The organism is Mangrovimonas xylaniphaga, assembly GCF_001280435.1.
GTDB classification, from domain to species: Bacteria; Bacteroidota; Bacteroidia; order Flavobacteriales; family Flavobacteriaceae; genus Mangrovimonas_A; species Mangrovimonas_A xylaniphaga.
The window spans coordinates 392,085-418,251 of sequence record NZ_LBIP01000018.1; the positions used below are offsets into that span (position 1 = coordinate 392,085).

Below are 26,167 nucleotides of genomic sequence, written 5' to 3' on the forward strand. Positions count from 1 at the left end.
TGGTTTGGGCAACCAAAGCGGCTTTTTTAATTTATAACTTTAAGAAAAACAATAGCCATGTCACGATCTTTAGACTTGTTACAGATTCGTCCTGTAATCTCTTCCGCTTTAATTTATGAGAACATGACTCGCGATGAGCACTTCCAAAATCAAACCTTAAGACCTATTATTAAGCTTCAAGGGGAACTGTTTGTTGCAGTGTTTAAAAATTATGTAGATAAACATAAAAATGTTTTTTATGAATTATCTTTGTCCAAGCAACTAGACTACATCGAGAATGCCATCCATAAGGATATGAAGTTTCGAAACTCCCTTAAAGGAATGGTCATTGGTCAATTTACTGTTGAAGAATACGAGATCTACATTCAAAATTCTTCAGCATTAAACAAACGTATGATGGGACTGGTCAAGGAACGATTAATTGATTATATACAGTTATTAGAGCCCAAAGTGGCTTGATTTATGAATTTAAAACACGAACTGTTATCGGCATGTTTGGAACATGTCAATAAGCGCATTGTTAGTTACAAAAATGAAATAGAACTAATTAAGGAAGCCATAGAATCCAATGATAAAAGCGGTGATGACGAAGATGACTCGGGAAGCGGTAAACTTTTTGATGATTTGGAGAAAAACAGCCAGCATATGGCCGATGCTTCCAAAGCTTTGGAAACCCTTAAATTGATTAACCCCAATTTAAAACATGACAGTGTAGTGTTGGGAAGTCTTGTAACTACCAATACAGCCACCTTTTATATGGCTACTAGTATTGGCAAAATAGACGTAGACAATTCACCTTATTTAGTAATTTCGCTGAACTCTCCAATAGGTGCGCTTTTGAAAAACAAAGAGGCAGGTGACTCTGTGACGTTCAACAACACGACCTATACCATAAAGAGTATTAGCTAGATTATAGATTCACCATTTAGGTTGGTAGTAAGTACTTCGCTCATATAGTCAAAATATGGGCGAACTACTTTAAATGCCTCATTGACATCTTCCAAAAAGCCATCGGAGAGCACTTCTTTATCGGTGTAATTTTTCACAAAGATGTATTGCTTTTTCTTGATAAGATCTATAGCAGGATCTTCTTTATTAAAGTCGCGCGGCGCACTTTTTAGTTCATCACCTTTTAATTGGCCCCAAACGGACTTAAAACTTGGTGCGTTTATAATGTTGCGCATGATACTGGCATCCATTTCAAACTCCTTTCGCATTCTTAAGAGATCCTCTTTGTTGGGCTCCCAAAATCCTGTAGCAACAAAAGATTCGTTGTTTGGGGATATATGCAAATAATAGCCGCCACGCAGCTGTGGTTTCTGTCTATGAAATGAACCTCCAAAATGGGTTTTATAAGGCGATTTATTTTTAGAAAACCTTACATCACGGTAAATTCTAAAAAGTTTCAAATTATCTAATTCGTCATGGCTCTTTAGCAATTCCAGCATGTGGTTATAGGCCGATTTCACTTCCTTTTCAACAGTTTTGAATTCCTTTTTATGAGTATTGAACCAATCCCTATCATTATTCTCTTTTAACTGACTTAGAAAATTAAATACTTCGGGTGAAAAGGATGTTGCCATGGTTTTTAGATTTTATTGAGATTTAAAAGTACAAAAAAGTCCCTTTTTCAGAGGGACTTTCTTAGATATTTAGATATGTTATAGTGCTGTATTAATCTTTATCAAGTACATCCTCTACTTCATCTTTCACATCGTCAGCAGCGTCTTCAATAGCATCACCTGCATCATCTATGGCATCCTCAATTTTTTCACTGGTTGATTTCTTCTCTCTGCAACTTGTTACGGTAGCAGACAAGGAAAACAACAATACAATGGCTAAAAATACTTTTTTCATAATACTTATTTTAAAGGTTAGAAAATGTGTTTAGGTATCAACCTAGTATTACTAAAGGTACAATAAAAGTCTTAGCTACTAATTATTTTGGTTGAAACCCTTCCATCTTTCATAAAAATTACGGTTTCTATATTTGACAGAATACTCCTTTAACATCTTTAACAAACCTTCTATTGAATTAACATAATTTATAAGAATAATTGTACATGCTAGGGATGAAAATTAACAGTATGCTTGGTTTTACAAGGGATTACTTGAGCTTATGTTTTACTTTTAATAATAAAAAGCAACTGCTTAATAAACAATAAATTACATTTTACTTGTGTATTGTTTATTTTTTTTTTAAACTGCAATTAAATTAATTAACACAAAGACATGGGCAGACCAGCAACAAAGCCTGCAAAACTCAAAGATGGGTTTTACTTAGAAATAAGAAATAGAGGGGCAAAAGACGGTATCAAGCTATACAGAGATACAAAAGCCAAAATGTTAAGAACCATTAAGGAATATGAACGTGTTAAGGATATTATCATCTTGGGAGAGTCCAAAAATGGGAAATGGGTGAACAAAGAACCCATAGTACATATTGCCGATCACTAATCACTTCTATTCATTTTTTTCTTCATAAAATTTATAGGTTACCAATAATTTCCTAAATTGTACTGTAGCAGTTTTCCTAAAATTGTACTTACATTCGCGAATATTAACCAATTAATCTATAGAAATTTTATGAACACGACTTTTAAAACAAAACCGCCTATTTGGTTTTGGATTGTAAGTGTTGTTGCCTTGGTATGGAATGCTATGGGGGTTTTGCAATATCTTGGGCAGACCTACCAAACTGAGAGTTTTAAATCTCAATACACCAATGAACAACTTGAAATTATCTCTAATACCCCGGCTTGGGCCATTGCGGCATTTGCCACTGCCGTTTTTGGAGGCATCTTGGCTAGCATTGCTCTGGTTTTAAGAAAAAAAGCGGCTTATCCCCTCTTTCTCATTTCTTTAATAGGGGTAGTGGTTCAAATGATCCACAATCTGTTTTTAGTAAAATCTGTTGACATTTACGGTCCCTTTGCAGCTATTATGACAGGGATGATTATTATTTTTTCACTTTTATTTTTATGGTTCTCAAAAAAGTCAATTGCGAACCATTGGATTTCTTAAGCTATCATTACAACATTTCGCATAGAGGTATCAGTTTCTGATACCTTTTTTTATTCGTGGAATTCTATAGAATTTAAGATCAATCCAGATGGAGGTGCTATATACTCCACCACGTGTTCACTTCCCGGCAATAAAGATTCCTTGATGAATTCCAGTGAAATTTCTCCTTTTCCAAGTTTGATTAAGGCGCCCATCATCATTCGAATTTGATTTCTTCCAAAGCCTTGCCCCTTCACCTTAAACGCATAGGTTTTCTCGGGAAAAAAATTGGCCGTAAACATGGTGTTTTCTACAATTTCACTGTGTATGATGGTTCTGTCAAACACACCCGTGTCTGACGCTTTGTAACAGTAGATTTTAAAGTTATGTGAGCCCTGAAACAATTTTGCTCCTTCTTTCATTAACTCGATATTTAAGGGATCCAAAATTGTTGTTAATATTGGCGCACAAAACGGATGGCATTTTTGTCCGTGGGTGAAAAGGTAGAGGTATTCCTTGACTTTGGAGTGTTGGATGACATTGAAATTTTCATCCACCTTTTGCATAGAAAGAGCCCTAATATCCTGTGGCAAATTGTAATTGAACCATTCCAAAAACTCGGTTTCATTTTCAATTTCTTGATATAGAAACAGTTCAAAAGCCGCCTCGTTGGCAGATACCATAGCATCGGTTCTTCCTGCCGCCAGAGTTTTGAATTGTTTGCCCTCCAATACAAATTTGAAGGTCCTATCTATCATTAAATGAAGGGTTTTTAGTTTGGGTTGTTTTTGCCAACCGTGAAAACGGTATCCTAAATACTGTATCTTAAAAACGTAGTAAAATCTTTCTTGAAACATGGCGGCAAGTACGTTAATTTTTAGGGGGATCGCAAAATTTAGTGCCGTGTTTTTAGTATGTCAACCACATCCTTTAAAGTGTAACCTTTAGCTTGGAGCAAAATTAAATAATGGAATAGTAAATCTGCGCTTTCGTTTAAAAACAATTCTTCATTATTATCCTTGGCCTCTATGACCACTTCAACGGCCTCTTCCCCTACTTTTTGTGCAATTTTATTGATGCCCTTTTCAAATAGGGATGCTACATAAGATTCCGACGGTTTAAAGTTCATTTTCCGGTTTTGAATAATGTCTTCCAAAGTTGTTAGAAATCCTAAATTAAGGCGGTTAGGCATGTTCCAACAGGTATCACTTCCTTTGTGACAGGTTGGGCCAAAAGGTGTAGCCTGAATCAATAGGGTGTCACCATCGCAATCAATCTTTATATCTACAAGTCTCAGTACATTTCCACTTTCTTCCCCCTTGGTCCAAAGACGCTGTTTGCTTCTGCTATAGAAGGTTACCAAGCCGGATACTTTCGTTTTTTCTAGGGCCTCTTCGTTCATATAGCCAAGCATGAGGACGTTTTTAGTTTCGGCATCCTGTATGATTGCAGGTACCAAACCATTGTCGTTTTTATCAAAGTTTATTTGCATTCTTCGTTAAATTTATATTTGAATTAGACACTGCTCTTTACAGTCTAACCGCTATGCCTTTTTCTTTTAATTTCTGTTTCAATGTTTTGATTTCAATTTCGCTATAATGAAACACGCTGGCAGCAAGTGCTGCATCAGCCTTTCCTTTGGTGAAGGCTTCTTCAAAATGTGCTATGCTTCCTGCGCCTCCCGATGCAATAATGGGGATATGAAGCTCTTTGGATAATTGCGCCAAAGCCCCATTGGCAAAACCATTTTTGGTGCCGTCGTGATTCATGGAAGTAAAGAGGATTTCCCCAGCACCCCTATCCTGAGCTTCCTTGGCCCATTCAAAAAGGTCAAGGTCTGTGGGAATACTGCCACCTGCCAAATGAACCTTCCAAATGCCATCAATCTGTTTAGCGTCTATAGCTACCACGATACATTGATTTCCAAACTTTGCTGATAATTCACTAATTAACTCTGGTCTTTTCACTGCCGAGGAATTGATCGACACCTTATCGGCTCCACATTTTAACAGGGCATCAACATCGCTTACGGAGCCAATGCCACCTCCAACAGTAAATGGAATATTGACTTGTTCCGCCACATGAAGTACGAGCTCCAAAGTGGTTTTACGGGCTTCCTGAGTGGCTGAAATATCCAAAAAAACCAGCTCGTCAGCGCCTTTTTTAGCGTATTGTTGGGCCAATTCCACAGGGTTCCCAGCGTCCAATAAATTGACAAAATTAACGCCTTTAACAGTTCGCCCATTTTTAATATCCAGACAAGGGATAATACGTTTCGTAAACATAATTTTATATTAGTCTTTTTTCTAGATCCTTCATTTGAATTCTACCTTCATAAATAGCTTTTCCCACGATAGCCCCTTCACAGCCAATACCTTCCAATTTATCAATATCATCCAAGCTACTAATGCCTCCAGACGCAATAAGTTTTAAGCTTTGGGGGCCATCCTTGCATTGAGCAAGGATTTTCTTGTAAAGCTCTATTGCGGGGCCTTCTAGCATCCCATCTTTACTGATATCGGTACAAATAACATACTGTATTCCCTTTTCTTGATACGATTTGATAAACGGCATGATATTCAAATCACTTTCTTCCTGCCAGCCCGATGTGGCGATTTTTTCATCTTTGCAATCTGCGCCCAAAATGATTTTGTCACTTCCATATTTGCTGAGCCAGGTTTCAAATATCTCTGGATTTTTGACAGCAATGCTTCCCCCGGTAATTTGGGAGGCTCCAGAATTAAAAGCTATGTGTAAATCTTCATTGGATTTTAAACCTCCCCCAAAGTCAACTTTCAGGTTGGTTTTAGAGGCAATCTGTTCCAAAATTTTATAATTGACAATGTGCTTGCTTTTTGCACCATCCAAATCTACCAAGTGTAAATATTCAATGCCTGCACCTTCAAAAGATTTAGCCACTTCCAAAGGGTTTTCATTATATATTTTTTTGGTGCTGTAATCGCCTTTGGTAAGCCTAACACATTTACCTTCTATAATATCTATGGCTGGAATTATTCTCATGTTTCTATAGTTTTAAAGCTCTAAAAAATTAGCTAATAGTTTACTGCCAACTTCACCACTTTTTTCTGGGTGAAACTGGACACCGTAAAAGTTGTTGTGTTGCAATGCCGAAGCATAGGAAGTGCCATAGGTTGTGGTTGCTATGGTTTCTGGACACATTTCGGCATAATAACTATGCACCAAATACATAAAGGCCTGTTCAGGGATTCCTTTAAACAAATTGGATGTTACATTTTCCACGGTATTCCATCCAATTTGAGGCACTTTAATGTCCTGTTCCGTAGCAAACCGTTTCACTTTAGTTTGAAAGATTCCCAAGCCATCTGTATTGCCTTCCTCTGTATGCTGACACAATAACTGCATGCCCAAGCAAATCCCTAAAACAGGTTGTTTGAGTTTTGGAATTAGAGTGTTTAATTCATGGCTGCGTAACATATGCATGGCAGAGCTAGCCTCTCCAACACCGGGGAAAATAACTTTGTCTGCCTCCATAATAGTCTCTTTATTGGAAGATAAGGTGGTTTCCACCCCTAACCTTCCAAAAGCAAATTGAATGCTTTTAATGTTTCCTGCACCATAATCAATAATTACAAGTTTCATCTCTTCTTTTTAATTTATAAAACTCCTTTGGTAGATGGTAATACCATTTTTTCAATATCGCGTTTTACGGCCATTTTAATAGCTTTTGCCAAGGCTTTGAAAATGGCTTCTATCTTGTGGTGTTCATTTGTGCCTTCTGCTTTGATGTTCAAATTGCATTTGGCTCCATCTGTAAAGGATTTAAAGAAGTGGAAAAACATTTCGGTTGGCATTTGCCCAATCATTTCCCGTTTGAAGTCCACATCCCAAACCAACCAATTCCGTCCTCCAAAATCGATGGCTACTTGAGCTAAACAGTCATCCATTGGCAAACAGAAACCATAACGTTCCATACCGCGTTTATCGCTTAAAGCTTTGGCAAATGTCTCACCTAAAGCAATGGCGGTATCTTCAATGGTGTGGTGCTCATCCACTTCCAAATCGCCATTAACTTCGATATTCAAGTCCAATTGTCCGTGACGTGCCAATTGGTCCAACATGTGGTCAAAGAATTTAAGGCCTGTATCAATAGAGCTTTTTCCTGTGCCATCCAAATTCAGTTCTATGGTTATTTTAGTTTCATTGGTATTTCTAGAGAATTGTGCTACACGCTCCTTAGCCTTTAGGTACTTGTAAATCTCCTTCCAACTATTTGTTTCCAGAGCAATGAAAGGTTTCAATTCTTCTTCTTTGATAGAGATTTCAGAAGTGCCTAAATTGGTATGATTGTTAATATAAATAGCTTTAGAATTTAGGTTTTTAGCCAATTCCACATCCGTTAACCGATCCCCTATCACAAAGGATTTAGATAAATCATAGGCTTCTGAAAAATACTTGGTCAAAAGTCCTGTGTTAGGCTTTCTGGTGGAGGCATTTTCATGCGGAAAAGTGCGGTCTATAAACTGTTCAGAGAATAGGACATCTTCCTGCTGAAAAGTTTCAATAATGAAATTGTGCACTGGCCAAAACGTATTTTCCGGGAATACTTCTGTCCCCAAACCGTCTTGGTTGGTGATCATCACCAATTCAAAATCCAATTCCTTTGCAATTTTGCTTAAATACTGAAATACTTTTGGGTAAAACTTCAATTTCTCAAATGCATCTATTTGTTCATCTTCTGGTTCTTTTATCAAGGTACCGTCACGGTCTATAAATAATACTTTTTTCATAACGAGGTTTCTAGATTTTTTAAGGTTTGGATGAGTATTTGATTTTCTTTGGAATTCCCAACAGTAATACGAAGGCAATTGGCACATAAGGGTTCCTTGCTCCTATTTCGAACCACAATGCCTTTTGTCACAAGTTGCTCATATCGTTTATTGGCATCGTCAACTTTTAAAAGCAAAAAGTTGGCATCTGAAGGATATATTTTTTCAATATATGGAATGTTCTCAAGCTCCTTTTGAAGTAATTCTCGTTGTTCCAAAATGCTGCACACTTCGTCTTGAAGCTGAGCTGCTTTCTGCAGTTGAGTTAAAGCTTTTTGTTGGGTTAATTCATTAATGTTATATGGTGGTTTGATTTTGTTGAGCAAGGCAATGATTTCTTTGGAAGAATAGCAAATTCCCAATCGTATTCCTGCGAGACCGTAAGCTTTGGACAAGGTTTGAGTGACGATAAGGTTTGGAAAATCCTCTAATCGGCTGAGCCAACTTTCCTGCGCAGAAAAGTCTATATAAGCTTCATCTATAATTACCAATCCTTGAAATGATTGAATCAACTGTTCAATGGCCGATGCATTAAAACTGTTCGCCGTAGGATTGTTTGGCGAGCATAAAAACAACAGTTTGGTAGTATTGTCTACATTGTTTAAAATATCTTCTACATTGGGCTGAAAATCTTCCTTAAGCAAGATTTTTATAGTCTTGATCGCATTGACATTGGCCAAAACTTCATACATCCCGTATGTTGGTGGCAAAATGACAATGCTATCCTTGTTGGGTTCACAAAAGACCCTAAAAATCAAATCCAAGACTTCATCGCTTCCATTACCTAAAAGGATTTGTTCCTTAGGTACTTGTTTAAGTTCCGATAAAATCTCTTTAAGTTTGTTTTGTTGGGGATCTGGATAACGGTTTAAACCATTATTGAAAGGGTTTTCGTTAGCATCCAAAAACACATAGTTGACATTCATCTCTTTAAAGTCATCTCTTGCCGAGGTATAAGGTTTTAATGCCATGACATTAGGACGTGCCAGTTTTTTTATATCAATCATTGTTTTCATGCCGTTTTAGCTTTTTTATGGATATCTTTTAAGCGAATGGAGACCGCATTTTTATGGGCCTGTAGGCCTTCTGCTTCCGCCATGAGCTCTACGGATTCCCCAATACCTAACAATCCCTCAGGAGTAATTCTCTGATAGGTGATGCTTTTAGTGAAACTGTCCAAATTCACGCCAGAATACGCTTTACTAAAGCCGTTAGTGGGTAACGTATGGTTGGTTCCAGAAGCATAATCACCTGCGCTTTCAGGGGTGTAATTGCCAATAAAAACTGAACCTGCATTATTGATGCCATTGACATAAAAATCTTCGTTTTCTGAACAGATGATTAAGTGCTCAGGGGCGTACATGTTGATTAAATCCATAGCTTCTTCATCCGATTTCAAAAGAAAGCATTTGGAGTTGGCTATGGCCTTTTCCGCTATACTTTTTCTCGGTAATTGCTCAAGTTGACTTTCTACTTCTTTGATTACTTTATTGATAAAAGATTTTGAAGTGGACACTAGAATTACTTGGCTATCCGCACCGTGTTCGGCTTGACTCAACAGGTCCGAAGCCACATAAGTAGCATTGGCTGTATCATCTGCCACTACCAATAATTCACTAGGGCCAGCGGGCATGTCTATTGCCATGCCATATTTAGTTGATAATTGTTTGGCTACAGTGACATATTGGTTTCCTGGGCCAAATATTTTATAGACCTGTGGAATTATATCTGTACCAAAGGTCATTCCTGCAATAGCCTGTATACCCCCCACTTTGATTATCCTATCAATCCCACAAAGATTGGCTGTATAAAGTATTTCGTTAGCGATGGATCCAGATTTGTTTGGTGGCGTGCATAATACCAATTCTTTACAACCTGCAATTTGCGCAGGAACAGCTAGCATGAGCACTGTTGAAAATAAAGGCGCTGTTCCTCCGGGAATATACAATCCAATTTTTTCAATAGGCCTTTTTTCTTGCCAACAGGTTACACCTGGCAAAGTCTCGACCAATACCTTTGTTGTTTTTTGAGCTTTGTGAAAGGCTTCGATATTGGTTTTTGCCAAATTAATAGCCGTTTTTAGTTTGCCAGGAACTGTATTGCAAGCCGCTTCTTTTTCCTGTTTAGGGACTAAATTAGACTCTAGAGTTACACCATCGAATAGTAACGTGTATTTTTTTATGGCCTCATCGCTATTGCGCTGTACATCTTCAAATATTTGCTCAACGGTGTGCTCTATGGTGGCCAAACTTTTTGTGGGGCGTTTCAATAGCAGTTCCCACTGAGATCTATCTGGAGTTTCAATAATATTCATAATCACTTTTATTTAATTGTTTACAGCACCATGTTCTCAATTGGGCACACCAAAATACCTTGAGCTCCCTCGCGTTTTAATTCGTCGATAATGTCCCAGAATTCATGTTTATTAATAACTGAGTGTACCGAGCTCCAGCCCTCTTCTGCCAAGGGCAATACAGTTGGACTTTTCATGCCAGGAAGGATTTTAATGATATCTTCAATTTTATCGTTTGGCGCATTGAGAAGCACGTATTTGGATTGTCTTCCTTTTAAAACAGATTGCAGCCTAAACTGAAGTCGATCTAAAATTTCCTGTTGTTCCTTTCCAATAAGTGGTGAAGCCGCCAAAACCGCTTCGGATTTTAAAATGACTTCCACCTCCTTCAAATTGTTTTTAAACAAAGTGCTTCCACTGGAAACAATATCGACTATGGCATCGGCAAGGCCAATGTTTGGTGCAATTTCAACAGAACCATTGATAATGTGTAAATTGGCATTGATATTATTTTTGGTAAGATATTGGTTGACAGTATTTGGATAAGAAGTTGCGATGCGTTTGCCTTCAAGATCCTGAATACTTTTGAATTTCGAACTTTTTGGAATAGCAACAGAGACTTTACATCTTGAAAATCCCAATTTTTCTACAATGGTGAGATTTCCTCCTTTTTCAATTAAGACATTTTCCCCAATAATGGCGGCATCCACTACACCGTCTTTTAAATAATGTGGAATGTCTCCATTTCTTAAATAAAAAACTTCCAAAGGGAAATTACGGGCGGCAACTTTCAACTGATCCTTGCCATTGTCGATGGATACTCCAATTTCATTTAAGATTCTCATGGAATCGTCATGAAGTCGACCAGTTTTTTGAACTGCAATTTTTAATTTACTCATGTTATGTTTTTTGATGTTTGAGTAAATCTGGGGCATGAAAGCAAAAAACCCGTTTGATTTACTCAAACGGGTTTTAGATAATATTTGGATTTATTCAACACATCTTCATCTCGCCTGAGTGCAAGTATGAAAATGATGATGTAATTGAATAAAAGTCATTTCTTTTTAATGATTTGAAGTACAAATATTTGTGAATTAATTTTAGATATCCAAATAATTTAAAATCTATTTTAGAATTTCTTTTTTATAAAGATGGTCCACCAACACTTTAGAAAAACGTTTCGCTCCCTTTTTAACACTTGAAGGTGAAGATACAGAGGATTGTCCTTTCCAAATTAAAGCCTCTTCTTTGGACTGCATTGAACTTAAATCATAAAGAAAGGCTTCAAACCAATACTTTTTGTTACCCGAGGTGTAATAATCTGGAGCTGGGACTTCGGTGTTACGCAAATTTACGTGCTGTTCCAAACGTTGATTGGCAGGAGCTCCATACAACACTTCAGTGCTATATTCTGGAACGTCCAAATCTCCTAAATAACTCACAATAATGGCGCCATCTACCCTATTTTGGTTAAGGGTTTTGGTGATATAACCTTCATCCCAATTGCCTTGGGTGATATTTTCCTTGAACAGTTCTGAGCCATATACTACATTGTCCATGCCGTGTTTTTCGAATTTCTGGCCAATATGTTTTTCAAGAATTTCCTTAAGTTCTAAATCGGAGCTTACTGCAATCACGGCGATTCGGCCATAATATTTTGGGAGTTCAAGGTTTGGTTTAAGCCAATTTGATGTCATAGATGGTCCACAGGACATCATCAATAGTAGCATCATCAGTATGAAACCAAACCTTGTCACATCATTTTACTATTATTGATTTCCTAAAATAATCGGCATACCACTGTCTCCCGAACCAATTACAATGACTTTGCTGTTTGGGGATTCGGAAAGTTGTATGGTTGCTTCAATTCCTTTGTCTTGAAGGATTTTATCTGTAAGTGAAGCGCTAAGGATTTTATTGGCGTCTGCCTTTCCTTGAGCTTCAATTATTTGGCGTTCGGCTTCTTTTTGAGCCGTTACCAAGCGAAATTCATATTCCAAAGATTCCTGTTCTTGCTTCAGCTTACGCTCAATGGCATCCTTTATGGTTGGCGGAAGCGTTACATCCCTTACCAACACTTCGTTCAACTGGATGTATTGGTCGTCCACAATTTTTTTGGTTTCTTCAAATATTTCCTGTTGAATTGCATCACGCTTACTGGAATACAATTGTTCTGGTGTATAACGTCCTACGACACTTCTCGCTGCAGATCTGATAGCTGGCAACAAAACACGCTCACGATACTTTTCACTTTTTTCCTTGTGCAATTTACCTAAGCCTTCATATTTTGGTTGGAACCAAACCGAAGCTTCCAATTTTATATCCAATCCATTGGAGGATAATACATTCATTTTTTCCAACACTTCCTGCTGTCTTACTTCGTAGACAAAGACTTTGTTCCAAGGAGCCACGACATGGAATCCTTCTGATAATGGAGGTTCATCGGTTACCACACCGCCCCCAAATGTCCTATAAAGCACCCCAGCTTCCCCCGGACCAATGGTTATTGCAGATTTTGAAATAGTAATAATTAACACAACGAGCAAAGCCACGAAAGGCAATGCGATTTTGGGCATTTTTTCCATAAATAATATTAAATTAAACCTTTGTATTTTCTAATAAACCATTCTAGGGAAAGACTTAACGTGATAAGTCCAAGTAAAAATTTCCAGTCTATTAAAGGTACGATTTTTTTTGTGCTTTTTTGTAATGTTTGATACCTAGGATCGTTTTCAAGCAAGGAGAATAAATCTTCAAATTTTGAGGAAAACAAAGCTTTACCATCGCTAAGTGAAGCGACTTGCTGAAGTTTTTTGGCGTTGGCATTTAAAAATTGCTGTTCCACATTATAATCCAAAACCTGTAGTGTGCCTTGCTTTGAAATGTTTTCATTTTCAACCGAAACTGTAAAGCTGTACTGCCCAGGAGCCAAGCCGCTCAAGTCTACTTGATAGTTGGTGTTTTTTAGAACAAAAGGAAAGTTATAGGTTTCCTCTGTATCCTGATTTTTCAAGGAAATATTGATAGTCGCATTGGCATCAAATTCATAGTTTTTGTTGAAAAACTGCGCGGTGATTTTCAAATCGTCATTTCCGTTGTAAAAGGATTCGTAATCAACATTCAAACGACTTTTGTGCTGGTTACTACTTAGGTACTGAATTAATTTCCCGATAAAGTCATCAAACTTTTGAAATGATTGTTCCTCCAAAAATGATTTTGCACGCCATCTCCAAATGCTTTCACCCACTAAAACAGCCTGTCGTTGGTTTCCGGTTTCAAAAGTTGCCAAAAGTGGTTCATCTAGCTGAGTTCCACTAATGGTTTTGAATAAAATAGGTTCTACTGGTACCGTAAAGTTAAGAGGGCCAAATTCGGATTCAATTGGAGGAAAGTCATGAAACCCTAAATCCTCCACTATGAAGGTAGCGTAATTGGGATTTAATGCTGGTTGGAACTCTTCTGTTTGTCTCGTTATTTTTTGTTGGTAAAATGGTTGGGCAGCATTTAAAAATGTCCAATTGGTTTTAGAGCCCAAAATGACAAAACTGTTGAGTTTTCGTTTTTCAATGTCGTCATAAACCAATTTAAAGCTATTGTTAGGCTGATATAGAATAACCGATTGAAAATCTTGTTCTGAACTCAAATACTCTTTTGTGGTTAAGATGGTTCCAGAACGTTGTTCATTACTTTCAATCGCTTTTTTTAAAGCTCCTAGATCAGGGTGAACCAAATCCGAAATGATAGCTACATTGGTCTTTTGGTCAATCACTTCAACGGCGAAATTCTTATAATTATTTACTGTATTTTTTTCGCCTTGTAACGGGATTAATTCGGCTTTATAGTTGTTGACACCTACTCTATTGGCAGGTAAGGTGATTTGAACAATTTTAGAAGTGTTTTGGGTGTCAAATTCCAGATTTTCGGAATGCATCACCGCATTGCCTGAGGTTATTTTTAGCTGTGTGCTAACCTTATCCGTGCCTTCATAAACAGCAATAATTTCAACAGGAAACTTATTTTTTAAATAGGCATATTTATTGACGTTTAACTGCTGTATTTTAAGATCTGTGTATTTTGTGGTATCTCCAAGAACAATTGGGTAAATAGGCTGCTTATATACACTGTTGGTGGCATATTCGTAATCATTGCCATAAGTTTGATTGCCGTCTGTAATAAAAATTGTTGGCGCTATGGTATTCCCATACACCTCAGATAGTCTTTTAAAAGCTAAGGACATGTCTGATTGCTTTTCGTCAAAACTCAGAGAATCCAAAGGCTGTAATTGCTTTCCAAAGGTGTAATATGCTACATTGAAATTGGAATTTATGGCTTCATTGGATTTTAGGGAGCTTATGATGTCCTCAACCGTTTCGGATTGTTTTAAATACGAAACCGATTCTGAATTATCGATGGCCACCACCAAATTGGGCTTTTCATTGTAATAGGAGACCTTTTCAAACTTAGGGTTAATGAGCAACAACAAAACCGTAAACACAATTATAAACCTTAAAAAAGCCAAGAACATATTGGTTTTTGTACGTTTTTTAGATTTATATATATACTGAAAAAGCGCTACTAGTAGCGCTATTATTCCAGCAATGATGATATATAAGATTGTTATGTCATTCATTAACAATTGGTTTTGATTGATGTGTTTAAAGGTTGTGTAGAAACACTAACCACTAGGTTAACATTCCACCATCCACGTGAAGTGTTTGTCCTGTAACATAAGCACTCATGTCGCTAGCTAAGAACACACATACATTGGCGATATCTTCTGGAGTACCTCCTCGTTTTAAAGGAATGGCATCTCTCCAACCTTTCACTGTGTTTTCATCCAATTTGGCAGTCATTTCGGTTTCGATGAACCCAGGAGCCACCACATTACATCTAATGTTTCTAGACCCCAATTCCAAGGCTACAGATTTGGAGAATCCAATGATTCCGGCCTTTGAAGCAGCATAATTCGTTTGTCCCGCATTTCCTTTAACTCCTACTACAGAACTCATATTAATGATAGACCCTTGGCGTTGCTTCAACATAGTGCGTTGTACAGCCTTGGTCATGTTGAATACGGACTTAAGGTTCACTTCTATTACTTTATCAAAGTCTTCTTCGCTAATACGCATTAACAAGTTGTCCTTGGTAATCCCTGCATTGTTCACCAAAATATCGATGCTTCCAAATTCTTTAACTACGTCATCCACCAATTCCTGTGCTTGGTTAAAATCGGCAGCGTTGCTTTGGTAACCTTTGGCTTTTACGCCCATTGCGATCAATTCTTTTTCCAAAGCGTTGGCAGCCTCTACAGAAGAACTATAAGTAAATGCAACGTTTGCACCTTGTTGCGCGAATATTTCGGCAATTCCTTTTCCTATTCCTCGGCTAGCCCCTGTAATAATGGCTGTTTTTCCTTCTAGTAATTTCATTTCTATTTTCACGATTGGTTGCTTATTATTTCTAACCAGCAATAATTGTTTACACTATTTTATTAATGTCAAATATAGCAATTACAAGTTGCAAGAAATAAAAAAACCTCACAAATTGTTGTGAGGTTTTTAAACAGTGAGTTGTCGTTATTACAACTTAACTTCTTCTGGTTTTTCGTAGTTGAATAGGTAATCGATGTCCATTTCCTGCACTTCTCCCAGTTTGGATAAGGCTTTAAAATCGATGTCTTTTTTGTTACCAATTACCATAACGTTATAGTTTTCACCTTTGATGTTTTCATTGAAGAACTTTCGTAAATCCTCCATAGTCATGGTTTGGATAGAATTGTATATTTCCTCTCTATTATCATAATCGATGCCTCTTTTCTTCAAACGCTCATAATTCCAAAAAATGCTGGATTTGGTGATACGATCGGCAGCTATTTTCTTTAAGGCAGCTTCTTTAGCGGCATTAAATTGCTCTTCTGCTTCTGGCATGTTGGTCATCAATTCCATCATGGCATCTACAGCTTGTGGCATCTTGTTGGCCTGAGTCCCAATGTAAGCTCTTACATAGTTGGACTTGTCTTTTTCAGAAGCATCGCTGTAATTTGCCCAAGCCGAGTAAGCCAAAGACTTAGACTCTCTTATTTCTTGGAATACAATAGATGACAATCCACTTCCAAAATACGAATTGAACAAGGTTGAAGCCGCCATGTTTTCTGGTTTGAAAGGTGCTCCTTTTGCTAAGAACAACATTTCAGACTGTACCATATCAAAATCAACGAAATACACGTTTCCTCCTGTTTCTTGTTCGATATAGGTGGTTTCTTCTGGGTAATCCTTCAATTCGGAAGGAATGGTGTGATAGCTGTTAAGGGCCGCTACGGCCGCATCTACATCTTTTCCGTAGTAGAAAATACGTTGGTTAAAGTTTCTCAAATCTTTCACCAATTCCACCAATTCATTAGGGTCTTGAGCTTTCAATTCCTCTGCCTGCATAATGTTTCTCAAACGGGAGTTCTCTCCATATTTTCCGTAGTTCATCAGACCGTTGTGAAGGATATTCCCTTTTTGGGTTTTACCATCATCTCTTCCCTTAAGAATTTTATCTACGTACTTGTCATAAGATTCTTGGTCAGCTACCGCATTGCTCCATAAATTTTCCAACAACTCCAATCCTTTAGGTAGGTTTTCTTTCAAACCGCTCAATCCTACATAAGATTTATCATAACCAGTACTCACATAGTAATTGATTCCCAACTTATAGAACTCCTTTTTAAGGTCTTCTGCAGAATAGGTGTCCGTTCCTAAGTATTCCAAATATCCAACGGCTAATCCTAGTTTTTTATCGTTGTCACTTCCCATATCGAAAATGATGTTCAAGTTGAACAAGTCATTCAATTCATTCTCGATGTAGGACACTTTAATACCATTTGAAGAAGACACTTCTTTGATAGCCTCTTTATAATCAACAAACAATGGTTGCAATGGTTGTGGCTCAATCTTGTTGAAGTTGGTTAAATACTCCGAACTTTTGTCTCTGTTAAGATTTACAGGTGTAATTCCTGGGTTCTCAACCTTTACAATAGAGCTATCCTCACCTTGACGCTTATAGGTTACTACGTAGTTGTCTTTGTAAAATTGATTCGCAAAGTCTACAACTTGTTGCTTGGTGTAGCCTTTTAAATCATCCAAGAACTTCACTTTATCTTGCCAATTTTCATGGTGAATAAAGGCATTAAAATACATAGAAGCCAAAGCGGTACTGTTTTCGTATTGTTGAGTTTGATTCAATTTCAAATCGTTTACTACGGCATCGATCATCCAATCTTCGAACTCTCCTTTTTTCAATTTTTCAATTTGCGCCAATAACAACTCCTTAACTTCATCCAGGGATTGCCCCGCCTTTGGACTACCATTGAAAACATGGTATCCGTAATCATTCAAGAAAGTTGGACTACAACTTGCGTATTGAACTACTTGCTGCTGGTTCAAGTTTAAGTCGATAATACCAGCGTTTCCATTAGCCAAAATCATATCACATAACGTGACTAATTTTTCTTCTTCAGTATTCACTCCTTTTGAACGGAAGGCAATTGAAATACTCTCAGATTGTGGCCCGAATACCTCTTTTACCACTGGAGCAGCAATAGGTTCTTCTTTTGGCAATTCTGGGTGTACGACTTCCTTACGCTCCATTTTACCAAAAGTTTCATTCACTTTTTTAATTGTAGCATCAAAATCCAAATCTCCAACCAAAACTACAGCCATATTGTTAGGCACATAATATTTATTGAAATAATTGTGGATATCCACCATGGAAGGATTTTTTAAGTGCTCTCCTGTACCGATAGTCGTTTGTTGTCCGTATGGGTGGTTTGGAAACAGACCATCCAACATAGCGAAATAAGATTTTCTAAAATCGCTATCCTGACCTCTATTGAATTCTTCAAACACAGCCTCTAATTCCGTGTGGAACAAACGTAGAACCAATTGGCTAAAACGCTCACTTTCTAAGGCTAACCACTTATCCAATTCGTTGGCTGGAATCATGTTTTTGTAAACCGTTTCTTCAAACCAAGTGTGCGCATTGGTTCCTGTAGCTCCTAAAGAACTCACCATTTTGTCATACTCGTTAGCAACACAATAGTTAGAAGCTTCCAAAGAAACTTCGTCTATCTTTTTATATATTTCCTTTTTCTTTTCAGGATCGGTTTCTGCTCTGTGTTGTTCGTATAAATCGGAAATTTGCTCCAAATACACTTTCTCCTTCTCCCAGTCTAAGGAACTTATTTGGTCGGTACCTTTAAATACCATGTGCTCCAAATAGTGTGCGAGACCAGTAGATTCTTTTGGGTCATAATTAGACCCGGCTCTTACAGCAATATAAGTTTGGATTTTAGGCTCGTCGTTGTTTTTACTTAAATAAACCTTTAGCCCATTTTCCAAAGTGTAAAGTCGTAAACCTGTTGGGTCATTGGCTACGGTTTCATAGGTTAAACCGCTAGGGTCACTGTGGGTTTCGATGGCATAAGCCACTTCTGACTCCTTGTCCGTCTTACAGCTATACGCCAGCAGAAAGAAGACCAAAAGGTAAAGAGGATTAAATTTTCTCATGCTTTTGATTTGATTAGTATTGGTGATATAAAAAAAAATTCCGTTGACTAAAATAAGCCAACGGAATGATAACGAGTTTGTTTTATATTTATTTTAACAGTTTTTATGCTAAAACTTCGGCAACTTTTTTACCAATCTCTGCCGGTGAATCCACAACATGGATACCACACTCTCTCATGATTTTCTTTTTAGCCTGCGCTGTATCGTCGCTTCCTCCAACAATTGCACCAGCGTGACCCATAGTACGTCCAGCAGGAGCAGTTTCTCCAGCAATGAATCCTACTACAGGTTTTTTGCTTCCACTAGCTTTGTACCAGTTTGCAGCATCTGCTTCCAATTGCCCTCCAATTTCACCAATCATTACAACGGCTTCGGTTTCTGGATCATTGATTAAAAGTTCAACAGCTTCCTTTGTAGTCGTTCCAATAATTGGATCTCCTCCAATACCAATTGCCGTAGTAATTCCTAAACCTTGTTTTACAACTTGGTCAGCTGCTTCATAAGTCAACGTTCCAGATTTAGAAACGATACCAACTTTTCCTTTTTTGAATACAAAACCTGGCATGATACCAACTTTTGCCTCACCTGGAGTAATGATTCCAGGACAGTTAGGTCCTATTAATCTACAATCTTTATCTTTTATATAATCTGCAGCCAAAATCATGTCTGCAACAGGAATTCCTTCAGTAATTGTAATGATAACTTTAATTCCGGCATCAGCGGCTTCCATAATGGCGTCTGCTGCAAATGCTGGTGGAACGAAAATGATGGTAGTATCTGCTCCTACTTCCTTAACAGCCTCTGCAACTGTATTGAAAACAGGCTTGTCCAAGTGTGTTTGACCACCTTTTCCTGGAGTTACACCTCCTACTACGTTTGTTCCATATTCAATCATTTGTCCTGCGTGAAAAGTACCTTCACTACCGGTAAACCCTTGAACAATGATTTTTGAATCTTTATTTACTAAAACACTCATTTATATTTAGTTTTTTATTTTTAATTAAGTTCGAACAAAAGTAAACTTTTAACACCTAATTAAAAGTTTTTTTAAAGTTTTATTTCCAAAAATGATTTAAGACTAGGATGGCTTTCATCGGCCAATTGGCTTATCTCGTGGCCCCTGTAAAGTTTGCCGTCTTTCAGCTCCCAAATAGTTATGAAATGAGCCATAGGCTCTTCCTCATCTGGAGATTCAATTGGATGGACATACATGGTATAACGAATGGTCATGAAGTTACCATCCTGAAGCATATGGCTGACTTGATTTCTTGCCGAAGCGTAGGCTTTTCCAAAGTTTTTAAACAACAAAACAATGTCTGAATAGTTTAACTGCTTAAAACCAGTACTGCTGTTCCAATTTAACTGACAGTCTTCATGGAAAAATTCCGAAGGATTAAAGGCTTCGTTCCCGAAATCTGAATTATAGAAACTAGTTACAAATTCTTTTGGTGTCATTGCTTTATGTTTTTTATGTCGTCCAAAATTTTAGGTATTTGCTTGATCATGGCCATTTCCTTCAACTTTTGTCTAGATTCTTCCGCAGGATAGCCAAAATAGGTTTTATGTCCTTCTAATGATTTGCTTACCCCAGATTGCGCTAAGATTACCGCCTTCTCACCTATGGTGATGCCACTGGTGCTTCCAACTTGTCCCCAAATGGTTACTTCATCCTCAATGACCACACAGCCAGCAATACCCGCTTGGGAGGCAATCAAACATTTTTTACCTACAACCGTGTCATGACCAATTTGAATCTGGTTATCCAATTTGGAGCCTTCTCCAATAATGGTATCGCCAGATACACCGCGGTCAATAGTACAGGCAGCGCCAATATCAACATTGTCCTTGATTACTACACGACCTCCAGATAGCAATTGATCAAAGCCTTCTGGACGTTTTTTGTAATAAAAGGCATTGGCCCCCAAAACAGTTCCTGCATGAATGGTTACATTGTTACCTATCACAGCGTCATCATAAATGCTTACATTGGAATGAATAATACAGTTGTCTCCAATGGTTACGTTGTTTCCAATAAAGCAGTTGGGTTGAATAATGGTATTCTTACCTATTTTTGCTGTTGGTGCAATGGCAACATTGGAAGCTAGGAAAGGCTTAAAATGATGGGTCAATTTGTTGAAATCCCTAAATGGATCGTCACTTACTAAAAGTGCTTTTCCTTCAGGACATTCTACTTCTTTGTTGATTAGGACAATGGTAGCGGCCGAGTTCAGCGCCTTGTCATAATATTTTGGATGGTCCACAAACACAATGTCCCCTGGTTCTACCACATGAATTTCATTCATTCCCAGAACTGGAAAATCGTCTGAACCAACAAAATCACAGCCAATCAAGGCTGCGATTTCTTTAAGCTTGTATGTTTTTGGAAATTTCAATGAAAGCTATTCTTTAATACGCTCTTTGTAAGTCCCTTTTTCAGTTTCAATTTTAATCTTGTCACCTTCGTTGATAAACAAAGGCACATTGATTTCAGCACCAGTTTCTACAGTTGCAGGCTTAGTCGCATTAGTCGCAGTATTTCCTTTAACACCAGGCTCTGTATGCGTTACTTCCAAGATAACACTAGCAGGCATCTCTACCGATAATGGCATGTTATCTTCAGCATTGATGATTACCGTTACTACTTCTCCTTCTTTCATTAAATTAGGTCTATCCAAAGCACCTTCATTCAATTGGATTTGTGTATAATCCTCTGTATTCATGAAGTGGTAGTACTCACCATCGTTGTATAAAAATTGAAATTTGTGTGTTTCAACACGTACATCTTCAATTTTATGTCCAGCAGAAAACGTATTGTCCAACACTTTTCCTGAAGTTACACTTTTCATTTTGGTTCTAACGAAAGCAGGTCCTTTGCCTGGTTTTACGTGTAAAAACTCAATGATTTTGTATATATCGTTATTGTATCTGATACATAATCCGTTTCTGATATCTGATGTAGTTGCCATAAAATTAATTTGATTTAAAATATCCTTTCATTATTCCTCGCTGAGAATCCTTAATAAATTGAAGTATCTCATCTCGTTCTGGAGTCGCCTCCATTTCAGCTTCGATGATTTCTGCAGCTTGTGTGTTATTGTAATTTTTTTGATATAAAATTCGGTAGATGTCCTGTACCTCCCTAATTTTTTCTGTTGAAAACCCTCTACGTCTCAATCCTACAGAGTTGATTCCAACATAAGAAAGAGGCTCCCTTGCAGCTTTTACAAACGGAGGCACATCTTTTCTTACCAAAGATCCTCCGGTTACGAAGGCATGGTTCCCAATAGAACAGAATTGGTGTACTGCGGTCATTCCCGCCAACACTACATAATCTCCCACTGTAATATGACCTGCCAAAGTAGAATTGTTGGAAAAAATACAGTTGTCTCCCACGATGCAGTCGTGGGCAATGTGGCAATATGCCATGATCAAACAGTTGTTTCCAACTACCGTTTTCATTCTATCTGAAGTCCCTCTGTTGATGGTTACACATTCTCTAATGGTAACATTATCCCCAATAATGGTAAGGGTGTCTTCATCTTTATATTTCAAATCCTGAGGAACCGCAGAAATTACGGCGCCTGGGAAAATATTACAGTTTTTGCCAATTCTAGCACCTTCCATAATGGTTACATTACTGCCAATCCAAGTTCCTTCTCCAATAGTAACATTGTTATGGATGGTCGCAAAAGGCTCAATAACCACATTTTTGGCTATTTTGGCGCCAGGATGCACATATGCTAAAGGTTGGTTCATTTTATGATTTTTATTGTTTTAAAATCCATTTTCCAATTGAGTTTTCAATCTAGATTTTAGATTATTTAATCTTCGAAATTTGTGCCATCAATTCAGCTTCGGCACATAGTTTACCGTTTGCATAGGCATATCCCTGCATATGGCAGATGCCTCTTCTGATAGGTGTGATTAAATCACATTTAAAAATAAGCGTATCCCCTGGCACTACTTTGTGTTTGAATTTCACTTTATCAATCTTCATGAAATATGTCAAGTAGTTTTCAGGGTCTGGTACGGTGCTCAACACCAAAATACCTCCCGTTTGCGCCATAGCCTCTACAATTAGAACTCCTGGCATTACTGGTGCTCCTGGGAAATGTCCGGCAAAGAACGGCTCGTTCATAGTCACGTTTTTCATACCGACCACGCAGCTATCAGACAATTCAAAGATTTTATCAATTAACAAAAATGGTTGTCTGTGAGGCAACATGGCCATAATTTGGTTGACATCCATTAAAGGTGTTTGATTTAAATCTATAGTAGGAACGTTATTTCGTCTTTCGTTCTTAATGAGTTTAGACATTTGTTTAGCAAACTGAGTGTTTACAAAGTGTCCAGGCTTATTGGCGATGATTTTTCCTTTGATATGAGTACCTACCAAAGCCAAATCCCCTATTACATCCAAAAGCTTATGTCTTGCCGCTTCGTTTGGATGGTTCAAGGTTAAATTATTCAAGATGCCGTTAGGCTTTATGGTAAGGTCATCTTTATCGAAGGCTACTTTCAGCTTTTCCAAAGTTTGTGGAGACAATTCCTTGTCAACATATACAATGGCGTTGTTCAAGTCCCCCCCTTTAATTAAACCATGGTCCAAAAGCATTTCCAATTCATGCAAAAAGCTGAATGTACGGCAATCGGATATTTCTTCTTTGAAATCGGAAATATGGTTGAGGGTTGCGTTTTGTGTTCCCAACACTTTGGTTCCAAAATCAACCATAGTAGTCACTTGGTACTCCTTTGCAGGCATTACAATAATTTCACTGCCTGATTCCTCATCGGTGTACGAAACAATCTCAGTAACTACGTATTCTTCTCTAAAATCGTCCTGCTCTACAATGCCCGCTTTTTCCAAAGCTTCTATAAAGTACTTAGAAGAACCGTCCATAATTGGTGGTTCTGAGGCGTTCAATTCAATGGTGACATTGTCCAAGTCCAAGCCTACCAAAGCCGCCAATACGTGCTCTGAAGTCTGGATTTTCACGCCATTTTTCTCTAGACAGGTCCCTCTTTGTGTATTCGTAACGTAAGTAACGTCAGCTTCAATAACCGGATTTCCTTCAAGGTCTACTCTTTCAAACGTAAACCCGTTGTTTACTGGAGCAGGTTTAAAAGTAAGCGTTACATCCTTGCCCGTGTGCAATCCAACACCTGTTAAAGACACTTCTTTTTCTATGGTCTTTTGTCTAATGTCTGTTTTAATTATTGCCATTTACCTTTTTTTCGATTTCGTTTATATCTTTTACAATCTTTGGAAGATTTTTAAAGTGCACATAGGATTTGTTATACTCTCCATAGCCTAAGGCTGGGGATCCCTGAAGCACTTCATTATCCTTAATATTTCTTCCAATCCCAGATTGCGCCTGTATTTTAACGTTATTTCCAATGCTTAAATGGCCTGCAATTCCTACCTGTCCTCCAATCTGACAATTTTGGCCTATTTTGGTAGATCCTGCAACTCCGGTTTGAGCCGCAATCACTGTATTTTTTCCAACTTCAACGTTATGGGCAATTTGAATTTGGTTGTCTAACTTTACCCCTTTTCTAATTATTGTAGAACCTAAAGTTGCTCTGTCAATAGTGGTTGTAGCCCCAATATCTACGTAATCTTCAATGATTACATTTCCTATTTGAGGAACTTTGGAATATTCTCCATTTTCATTAGGTGCAAATCCAAAACCATCGGCGCCAATAATGGCCCCAGAATTTATCACACAATGACTGCCAATTACGCAGTCTGAATACACCTTTGCCCCTGCAAACACGATTGTGTTGTCACCAATAGAAACATTGTCTCCAATATAAGCACTAGGGTATATTTTTACGTTGTTTCCAATCTTAACATTTTCACCAAGATAGGAAAAAGCGCCCACATAAATATTTTCACCATATTTAGCCGTTTCCGATATGAAAGATGGTTGTTCAATACCGCTTTTGTTCAATTTAATATGGTTGTAATATTCCAACAACTTAGAAAATGATTTATAGGCATCTTCTACCTTAATCAAGGTAGTTGTGATAGGCTCTTCCACCACGAAATTGTGGTTAACAATGGTAATAGATGCCTGCGTTGAATAAATATAAGGTTTGTATTTTGGATTCGCCAAAAAGGTAAGGGAACCTTGCGTTCCTTCCTCTATTTTAGAGAGTTTGTAGACCTCTACATCTGGATTTCCAACGACGTCTCCCTCTAAAATTTCTGCTATTTGTATTGCTGTAAATTTCATCAGTGGCAAAAATAGAAAAAATGTATCACATTTTGTCTTTAGGATAACATATATAATATTTAGTCACAGGTTTGGACAGTGCTTTAATATGGAATTGACCACTAGCCTTTCCTATTTTTACAATTTTGCCAGTTTTCTTTAAAATTTGAATAGGTTGATACTTATGATTGTATGCTTGATTGGAAATATCTCCAGCAAACACAAAATATGAGGCCTCATATTCTGAAATTCCATACATGTCCCTCAAGACCTGTAATTGCTTTTCAATCTCGTCTTGTTTAACTTTTTTCTCTTTCAACTTTATTTTCAAGAGGCTTCTATTAATGATCATGCTGCTTAAATTACTAAGCACAAAGTCGTCATGATGTTGCCATTCCTTCATTGCTGAAATAATGTCGTTATCATCCAACCTAGAAAACAATTCCAAATCCTCTTCACTAAAATTTTCAACAGTCACCTCACGTTCTAAGAAATAAGAAAGAGGTTTGCTAGCGTTCAAATAAATTCCAGAACTGGTAAGTTCCTTAGCCCGCTTCAATACACGAGTTAACAATTGCTCGGCCACCAATCCAGTCTTATGTAAATATACCTGCCAATACATGAACCTACGGGCAATCAAAAACTTCTCTACACTGTAAATGGCCTTCTCTTCTACTACCAATTGATCATCCACCACGTTAAACATGGTAATTAAGCGCTCACTATTCACATTACCTTCCGCTACACCTGTATAAAAACTGTCTCGTTTAAGGTAATCTGAACGATCCATATCCAACTGACTCGAGATTAATTGGCACATGAATTGACGGTGGTAATTTCCTTTGAAAATGTCTAGAGCAAGCGTTAAACTTCCGTTAAATTCTTCATTCAAACGCTCCATAAATAAGAGAGAAATGGTCTCATGGGAGACTCCATTTACAATACTATGTTCCATAGCATGCGAAAATGGTCCGTGGCCAATATCGTGTAATAGGATAGCAATATAAAGCGCATTTTCTTCTTCTTCGGAAATCTCAACTCCTTTAAACCTTAGCACATTCAAGGCTTTTTGCATTAAATGCATACAACCTATAGCGTGATGGAATCGTGTGTGGTGCGCCCCTGGATATACTAAATAGGACATACCCATTTGTGTGATTCTTCTTAGGCGTTGAAAATATTTGTGTTCAATCAAATCAAAAATCAACGAATTGGGAATAGTAATAAATCCGTAAATTGGGTCGTTAAATATTTTGAGTTTGTTTACCTTATTATTCAAACTTGAGCTATTACATT

At 37.6% G+C, this 26,167-nt stretch carries 28 protein-coding genes; 4 read left to right on the forward strand and 24 right to left on the reverse strand.

The window, feature by feature from the left end; all coding sequences use genetic code 11:
* Positions 1-57: 57 nt before the first annotated feature.
* Both ZA06_RS12760 and ZA06_RS12765 read left to right on the forward strand, forming a co-directional pair.
* Complete coding sequence (locus ZA06_RS12760) at positions 58-459, forward strand: hypothetical protein (RefSeq protein ID WP_053977855.1); 402 nt, start codon at positions 58-60, stop codon at positions 457-459.
* 3 nt (positions 460-462) lie between these two features.
* The gene (locus tag ZA06_RS12765) at positions 463-909 is read left to right on the forward strand and encodes a GreA/GreB family elongation factor (RefSeq protein WP_053977856.1); all 447 of its coding nucleotides are present in this window, start codon (positions 463-465) and stop codon (positions 907-909) included.
* On the opposite strand, the gene ZA06_RS12770 is transcribed toward ZA06_RS12765, so the two are convergent.
* Positions 906-1,583: a DUF2461 domain-containing protein gene (locus ZA06_RS12770; RefSeq protein WP_053977857.1), complete on the reverse strand. Its 678-nt coding sequence runs from the start codon at positions 1,581-1,583 to the stop codon at positions 906-908. The genes ZA06_RS12765 and ZA06_RS12770 overlap by 4 nt on opposite strands.
* A gap of 91 nt (positions 1,584-1,674) precedes the next feature.
* Positions 1,675-1,857, reverse strand: a complete 183-nt coding sequence (locus ZA06_RS12775) for a hypothetical protein (protein WP_053977858.1) — start codon at positions 1,855-1,857, stop codon at positions 1,675-1,677.
* Between the two features lie 375 nt (positions 1,858-2,232).
* Between ZA06_RS12775 and ZA06_RS12780 the strand changes: the two genes are divergently transcribed.
* Together ZA06_RS12780 and ZA06_RS12785 are read left to right on the forward strand one after the other, a co-directional pair.
* On the forward strand, positions 2,233-2,457 hold the full coding sequence (locus tag ZA06_RS12780) for a hypothetical protein (RefSeq protein WP_053977859.1): 225 nt from the start codon (positions 2,233-2,235) through the stop codon (positions 2,455-2,457).
* A gap of 129 nt (positions 2,458-2,586) precedes the next feature.
* A complete protein-coding gene (locus ZA06_RS12785; protein WP_053977860.1) occupies positions 2,587-3,024 on the forward strand; it encodes a hypothetical protein in 438 nt (145 codons plus the stop codon).
* Positions 3,025-3,074: 50 nt separating this feature from the next.
* Here ZA06_RS12785 and ZA06_RS12790 read toward each other — a convergent pair whose 3' ends face one another.
* The 22 genes from ZA06_RS12790 to ZA06_RS12895 form a co-directional block, all read right to left on the reverse strand.
* On the reverse strand, positions 3,075-3,860 hold the full coding sequence (locus ZA06_RS12790; protein ID WP_053977861.1) for a tRNA pseudouridine synthase A: 786 nt from the start codon (positions 3,858-3,860) through the stop codon (positions 3,075-3,077).
* A gap of 38 nt (positions 3,861-3,898) precedes the next feature.
* Positions 3,899-4,495 (reverse strand): bifunctional phosphoribosyl-AMP cyclohydrolase/phosphoribosyl-ATP diphosphatase HisIE, encoded by a 597-nt coding sequence (gene hisIE / locus ZA06_RS12795; protein WP_053977862.1) that lies wholly within the window; start codon positions 4,493-4,495, stop codon positions 3,899-3,901.
* Positions 4,496-4,532: 37 nt separating this feature from the next.
* The gene (gene hisF / locus ZA06_RS12800) at positions 4,533-5,288 is read right to left on the reverse strand and encodes an imidazole glycerol phosphate synthase subunit HisF (RefSeq protein WP_053977863.1); all 756 of its coding nucleotides are present in this window, start codon (positions 5,286-5,288) and stop codon (positions 4,533-4,535) included.
* A gap of 4 nt (positions 5,289-5,292) precedes the next feature.
* Positions 5,293-6,024, reverse strand: coding sequence for a 1-(5-phosphoribosyl)-5-[(5-phosphoribosylamino)methylideneamino]imidazole-4-carboxamide isomerase (gene hisA, locus ZA06_RS12805; protein ID WP_053977864.1), 732 nt, complete (start codon positions 6,022-6,024; stop codon positions 5,293-5,295).
* Between the two features lie 12 nt (positions 6,025-6,036).
* Positions 6,037-6,624 (reverse strand): imidazole glycerol phosphate synthase subunit HisH, encoded by a 588-nt coding sequence (hisH, locus tag ZA06_RS12810; RefSeq protein WP_053977865.1) that lies wholly within the window; start codon positions 6,622-6,624, stop codon positions 6,037-6,039.
* A gap of 14 nt (positions 6,625-6,638) precedes the next feature.
* Positions 6,639-7,772 (reverse strand): bifunctional histidinol-phosphatase/imidazoleglycerol-phosphate dehydratase HisB, encoded by a 1,134-nt coding sequence (hisB, locus tag ZA06_RS12815; protein WP_053977866.1) that lies wholly within the window; start codon positions 7,770-7,772, stop codon positions 6,639-6,641.
* Positions 7,769-8,827 carry a histidinol-phosphate transaminase gene (hisC, locus tag ZA06_RS12820; RefSeq protein WP_053977867.1) on the reverse strand — a complete coding sequence of 353 codons (1,059 nt, stop codon included), beginning with the start codon at positions 8,825-8,827 and terminating at the stop codon, positions 7,769-7,771. Before hisC ends, hisB begins: the two co-directional genes overlap by 4 nt.
* On the reverse strand, positions 8,824-10,125 hold the full coding sequence (gene hisD / locus ZA06_RS12825; protein ID WP_053977868.1) for a histidinol dehydrogenase: 1,302 nt from the start codon (positions 10,123-10,125) through the stop codon (positions 8,824-8,826). Before hisD ends, hisC begins: the two co-directional genes overlap by 4 nt.
* Before the next feature lie 20 nt (positions 10,126-10,145).
* A complete protein-coding gene (hisG, locus tag ZA06_RS12830) occupies positions 10,146-11,003 on the reverse strand; it encodes an ATP phosphoribosyltransferase (RefSeq protein WP_053978088.1) in 858 nt (285 codons plus the stop codon).
* Positions 11,004-11,228: 225 nt separating this feature from the next.
* Entirely contained in the window at positions 11,229-11,837 is a 609-nt protein-coding gene (locus tag ZA06_RS12835) for a hypothetical protein (RefSeq protein ID WP_157503258.1), read from the reverse strand.
* A 36-nt stretch (positions 11,838-11,873) separates the two neighbouring features.
* The gene (locus ZA06_RS12840; RefSeq protein WP_053977870.1) at positions 11,874-12,689 is read right to left on the reverse strand and encodes a prohibitin family protein; all 816 of its coding nucleotides are present in this window, start codon (positions 12,687-12,689) and stop codon (positions 11,874-11,876) included.
* A gap of 8 nt (positions 12,690-12,697) precedes the next feature.
* Entirely contained in the window at positions 12,698-14,734 is a 2,037-nt protein-coding gene (locus ZA06_RS12845; RefSeq protein WP_053977871.1) for a hypothetical protein, read from the reverse strand.
* A gap of 52 nt (positions 14,735-14,786) precedes the next feature.
* The gene (fabG, locus tag ZA06_RS12850) at positions 14,787-15,533 is read right to left on the reverse strand and encodes a 3-oxoacyl-[acyl-carrier-protein] reductase (protein WP_053977872.1); all 747 of its coding nucleotides are present in this window, start codon (positions 15,531-15,533) and stop codon (positions 14,787-14,789) included.
* Between the two features lie 150 nt (positions 15,534-15,683).
* On the reverse strand, positions 15,684-18,653 hold the full coding sequence (locus ZA06_RS12855) for a M16 family metallopeptidase (protein WP_053977873.1): 2,970 nt from the start codon (positions 18,651-18,653) through the stop codon (positions 15,684-15,686).
* A gap of 103 nt (positions 18,654-18,756) precedes the next feature.
* Positions 18,757-19,629, reverse strand: a complete 873-nt coding sequence (gene sucD, locus ZA06_RS12860; protein WP_053977874.1) for a succinate--CoA ligase subunit alpha — start codon at positions 19,627-19,629, stop codon at positions 18,757-18,759.
* 71 nt (positions 19,630-19,700) lie between these two features.
* The gene (locus ZA06_RS12865) at positions 19,701-20,108 is read right to left on the reverse strand and encodes a nuclear transport factor 2 family protein (RefSeq protein WP_053977875.1); all 408 of its coding nucleotides are present in this window, start codon (positions 20,106-20,108) and stop codon (positions 19,701-19,703) included.
* Complete coding sequence (gene lpxD / locus ZA06_RS12870) at positions 20,105-21,046, reverse strand: UDP-3-O-(3-hydroxymyristoyl)glucosamine N-acyltransferase (RefSeq protein ID WP_053977876.1); 942 nt, start codon at positions 21,044-21,046, stop codon at positions 20,105-20,107. The genes ZA06_RS12865 and lpxD (ZA06_RS12870) overlap by 4 nt, the downstream gene beginning before the upstream one ends.
* A gap of 6 nt (positions 21,047-21,052) precedes the next feature.
* On the reverse strand, positions 21,053-21,619 hold the full coding sequence (efp, locus tag ZA06_RS12875; RefSeq protein ID WP_053977877.1) for an elongation factor P: 567 nt from the start codon (positions 21,617-21,619) through the stop codon (positions 21,053-21,055).
* A gap of 4 nt (positions 21,620-21,623) precedes the next feature.
* Positions 21,624-22,409, reverse strand: coding sequence for an acyl-ACP--UDP-N-acetylglucosamine O-acyltransferase (lpxA, locus tag ZA06_RS12880; RefSeq protein ID WP_053977878.1), 786 nt, complete (start codon positions 22,407-22,409; stop codon positions 21,624-21,626).
* A 61-nt stretch (positions 22,410-22,470) separates the two neighbouring features.
* On the reverse strand, positions 22,471-23,877 hold the full coding sequence (locus tag ZA06_RS12885; protein WP_053977879.1) for a bifunctional UDP-3-O-[3-hydroxymyristoyl] N-acetylglucosamine deacetylase/3-hydroxyacyl-ACP dehydratase: 1,407 nt from the start codon (positions 23,875-23,877) through the stop codon (positions 22,471-22,473).
* Positions 23,864-24,892 (reverse strand): UDP-3-O-(3-hydroxymyristoyl)glucosamine N-acyltransferase, encoded by a 1,029-nt coding sequence (gene lpxD, locus ZA06_RS12890; RefSeq protein ID WP_053977880.1) that lies wholly within the window; start codon positions 24,890-24,892, stop codon positions 23,864-23,866. Before lpxD (ZA06_RS12890) ends, ZA06_RS12885 begins: the two co-directional genes overlap by 14 nt.
* 25 nt (positions 24,893-24,917) lie before the next feature.
* Positions 24,918-26,015, reverse strand: a complete 1,098-nt coding sequence (locus tag ZA06_RS12895; RefSeq protein WP_240472252.1) for an HD domain-containing protein — start codon at positions 26,013-26,015, stop codon at positions 24,918-24,920.
* Between the last annotated feature and the right edge of the window lie 152 nt (positions 26,016-26,167).

Bases quoted from the DNA above. Each gene is read 5' to 3' on its own strand.
- ZA06_RS12785 (WP_053977860.1), top strand. From the start codon at position 2,587: ATGAACACGACTTTTAAAACAAAACCGCCTATTTGGTTTTGGATTGTA.
- hisA (WP_053977864.1), bottom strand. From the start codon at position 6,024: ATGAGAATAATTCCAGCCATAGATATTATAGAAGGTAAATGTGTTAGG.
- ZA06_RS12840 (WP_053977870.1), bottom strand. From the start codon at position 12,689: ATGGAAAAAATGCCCAAAATCGCATTGCCTTTCGTGGCTTTGCTCGTT.
- ZA06_RS12865 (WP_053977875.1), bottom strand. From the start codon at position 20,108: ATGACACCAAAAGAATTTGTAACTAGTTTCTATAATTCAGATTTCGGG.
- hisG (WP_053978088.1), bottom strand. From the start codon at position 11,003: ATGAGTAAATTAAAAATTGCAGTTCAAAAAACTGGTCGACTTCATGAC.
- fabG (WP_053977872.1), bottom strand. From the start codon at position 15,533: ATGAAATTACTAGAAGGAAAAACAGCCATTATTACAGGGGCTAGCCGA.
- ZA06_RS12855 (WP_053977873.1), bottom strand. From the start codon at position 18,653: ATGAGAAAATTTAATCCTCTTTACCTTTTGGTCTTCTTTCTGCTGGCG.
- ZA06_RS12780 (WP_053977859.1), top strand. From the start codon at position 2,233: ATGGGCAGACCAGCAACAAAGCCTGCAAAACTCAAAGATGGGTTTTAC.
- hisH (WP_053977865.1), bottom strand. From the start codon at position 6,624: ATGAAACTTGTAATTATTGATTATGGTGCAGGAAACATTAAAAGCATT.
- hisB (WP_053977866.1), bottom strand. From the start codon at position 7,772: ATGAAAAAAGTATTATTTATAGACCGTGACGGTACCTTGATAAAAGAA.
- ZA06_RS12770 (WP_053977857.1), bottom strand. From the start codon at position 1,583: ATGGCAACATCCTTTTCACCCGAAGTATTTAATTTTCTAAGTCAGTTA.
- hisC (WP_053977867.1), bottom strand. From the start codon at position 8,827: ATGAAAACAATGATTGATATAAAAAAACTGGCACGTCCTAATGTCATG.
- ZA06_RS12790 (WP_053977861.1), bottom strand. From the start codon at position 3,860: ATGTTTCAAGAAAGATTTTACTACGTTTTTAAGATACAGTATTTAGGA.
- hisIE (WP_053977862.1), bottom strand. From the start codon at position 4,495: ATGCAAATAAACTTTGATAAAAACGACAATGGTTTGGTACCTGCAATC.
- lpxA (WP_053977878.1), bottom strand. From the start codon at position 22,409: ATGAACCAACCTTTAGCATATGTGCATCCTGGCGCCAAAATAGCCAAA.
- lpxD (WP_053977880.1), bottom strand. From the start codon at position 24,892: ATGAAATTTACAGCAATACAAATAGCAGAAATTTTAGAGGGAGACGTC.
- ZA06_RS12775 (WP_053977858.1), bottom strand. From the start codon at position 1,857: ATGAAAAAAGTATTTTTAGCCATTGTATTGTTGTTTTCCTTGTCTGCT.
- ZA06_RS12885 (WP_053977879.1), bottom strand. From the start codon at position 23,877: ATGGCAATAATTAAAACAGACATTAGACAAAAGACCATAGAAAAAGAA.
- ZA06_RS12765 (WP_053977856.1), top strand. From the start codon at position 463: ATGAATTTAAAACACGAACTGTTATCGGCATGTTTGGAACATGTCAAT.
- hisF (WP_053977863.1), bottom strand. From the start codon at position 5,288: ATGTTTACGAAACGTATTATCCCTTGTCTGGATATTAAAAATGGGCGA.
- ZA06_RS12895 (WP_240472252.1), bottom strand. From the start codon at position 26,015: ATGTCCTATTTAGTATATCCAGGGGCGCACCACACACGATTCCATCAC.
- ZA06_RS12845 (WP_053977871.1), bottom strand. From the start codon at position 14,734: ATGAATGACATAACAATCTTATATATCATCATTGCTGGAATAATAGCG.
- ZA06_RS12835 (WP_157503258.1), bottom strand. From the start codon at position 11,837: ATGATGCTACTATTGATGATGTCCTGTGGACCATCTATGACATCAAAT.
- sucD (WP_053977874.1), bottom strand. From the start codon at position 19,629: ATGAGTGTTTTAGTAAATAAAGATTCAAAAATCATTGTTCAAGGGTTT.
- efp (WP_053977877.1), bottom strand. From the start codon at position 21,619: ATGGCAACTACATCAGATATCAGAAACGGATTATGTATCAGATACAAT.
- hisD (WP_053977868.1), bottom strand. From the start codon at position 10,125: ATGAATATTATTGAAACTCCAGATAGATCTCAGTGGGAACTGCTATTG.
- ZA06_RS12760 (WP_053977855.1), top strand. From the start codon at position 58: ATGTCACGATCTTTAGACTTGTTACAGATTCGTCCTGTAATCTCTTCC.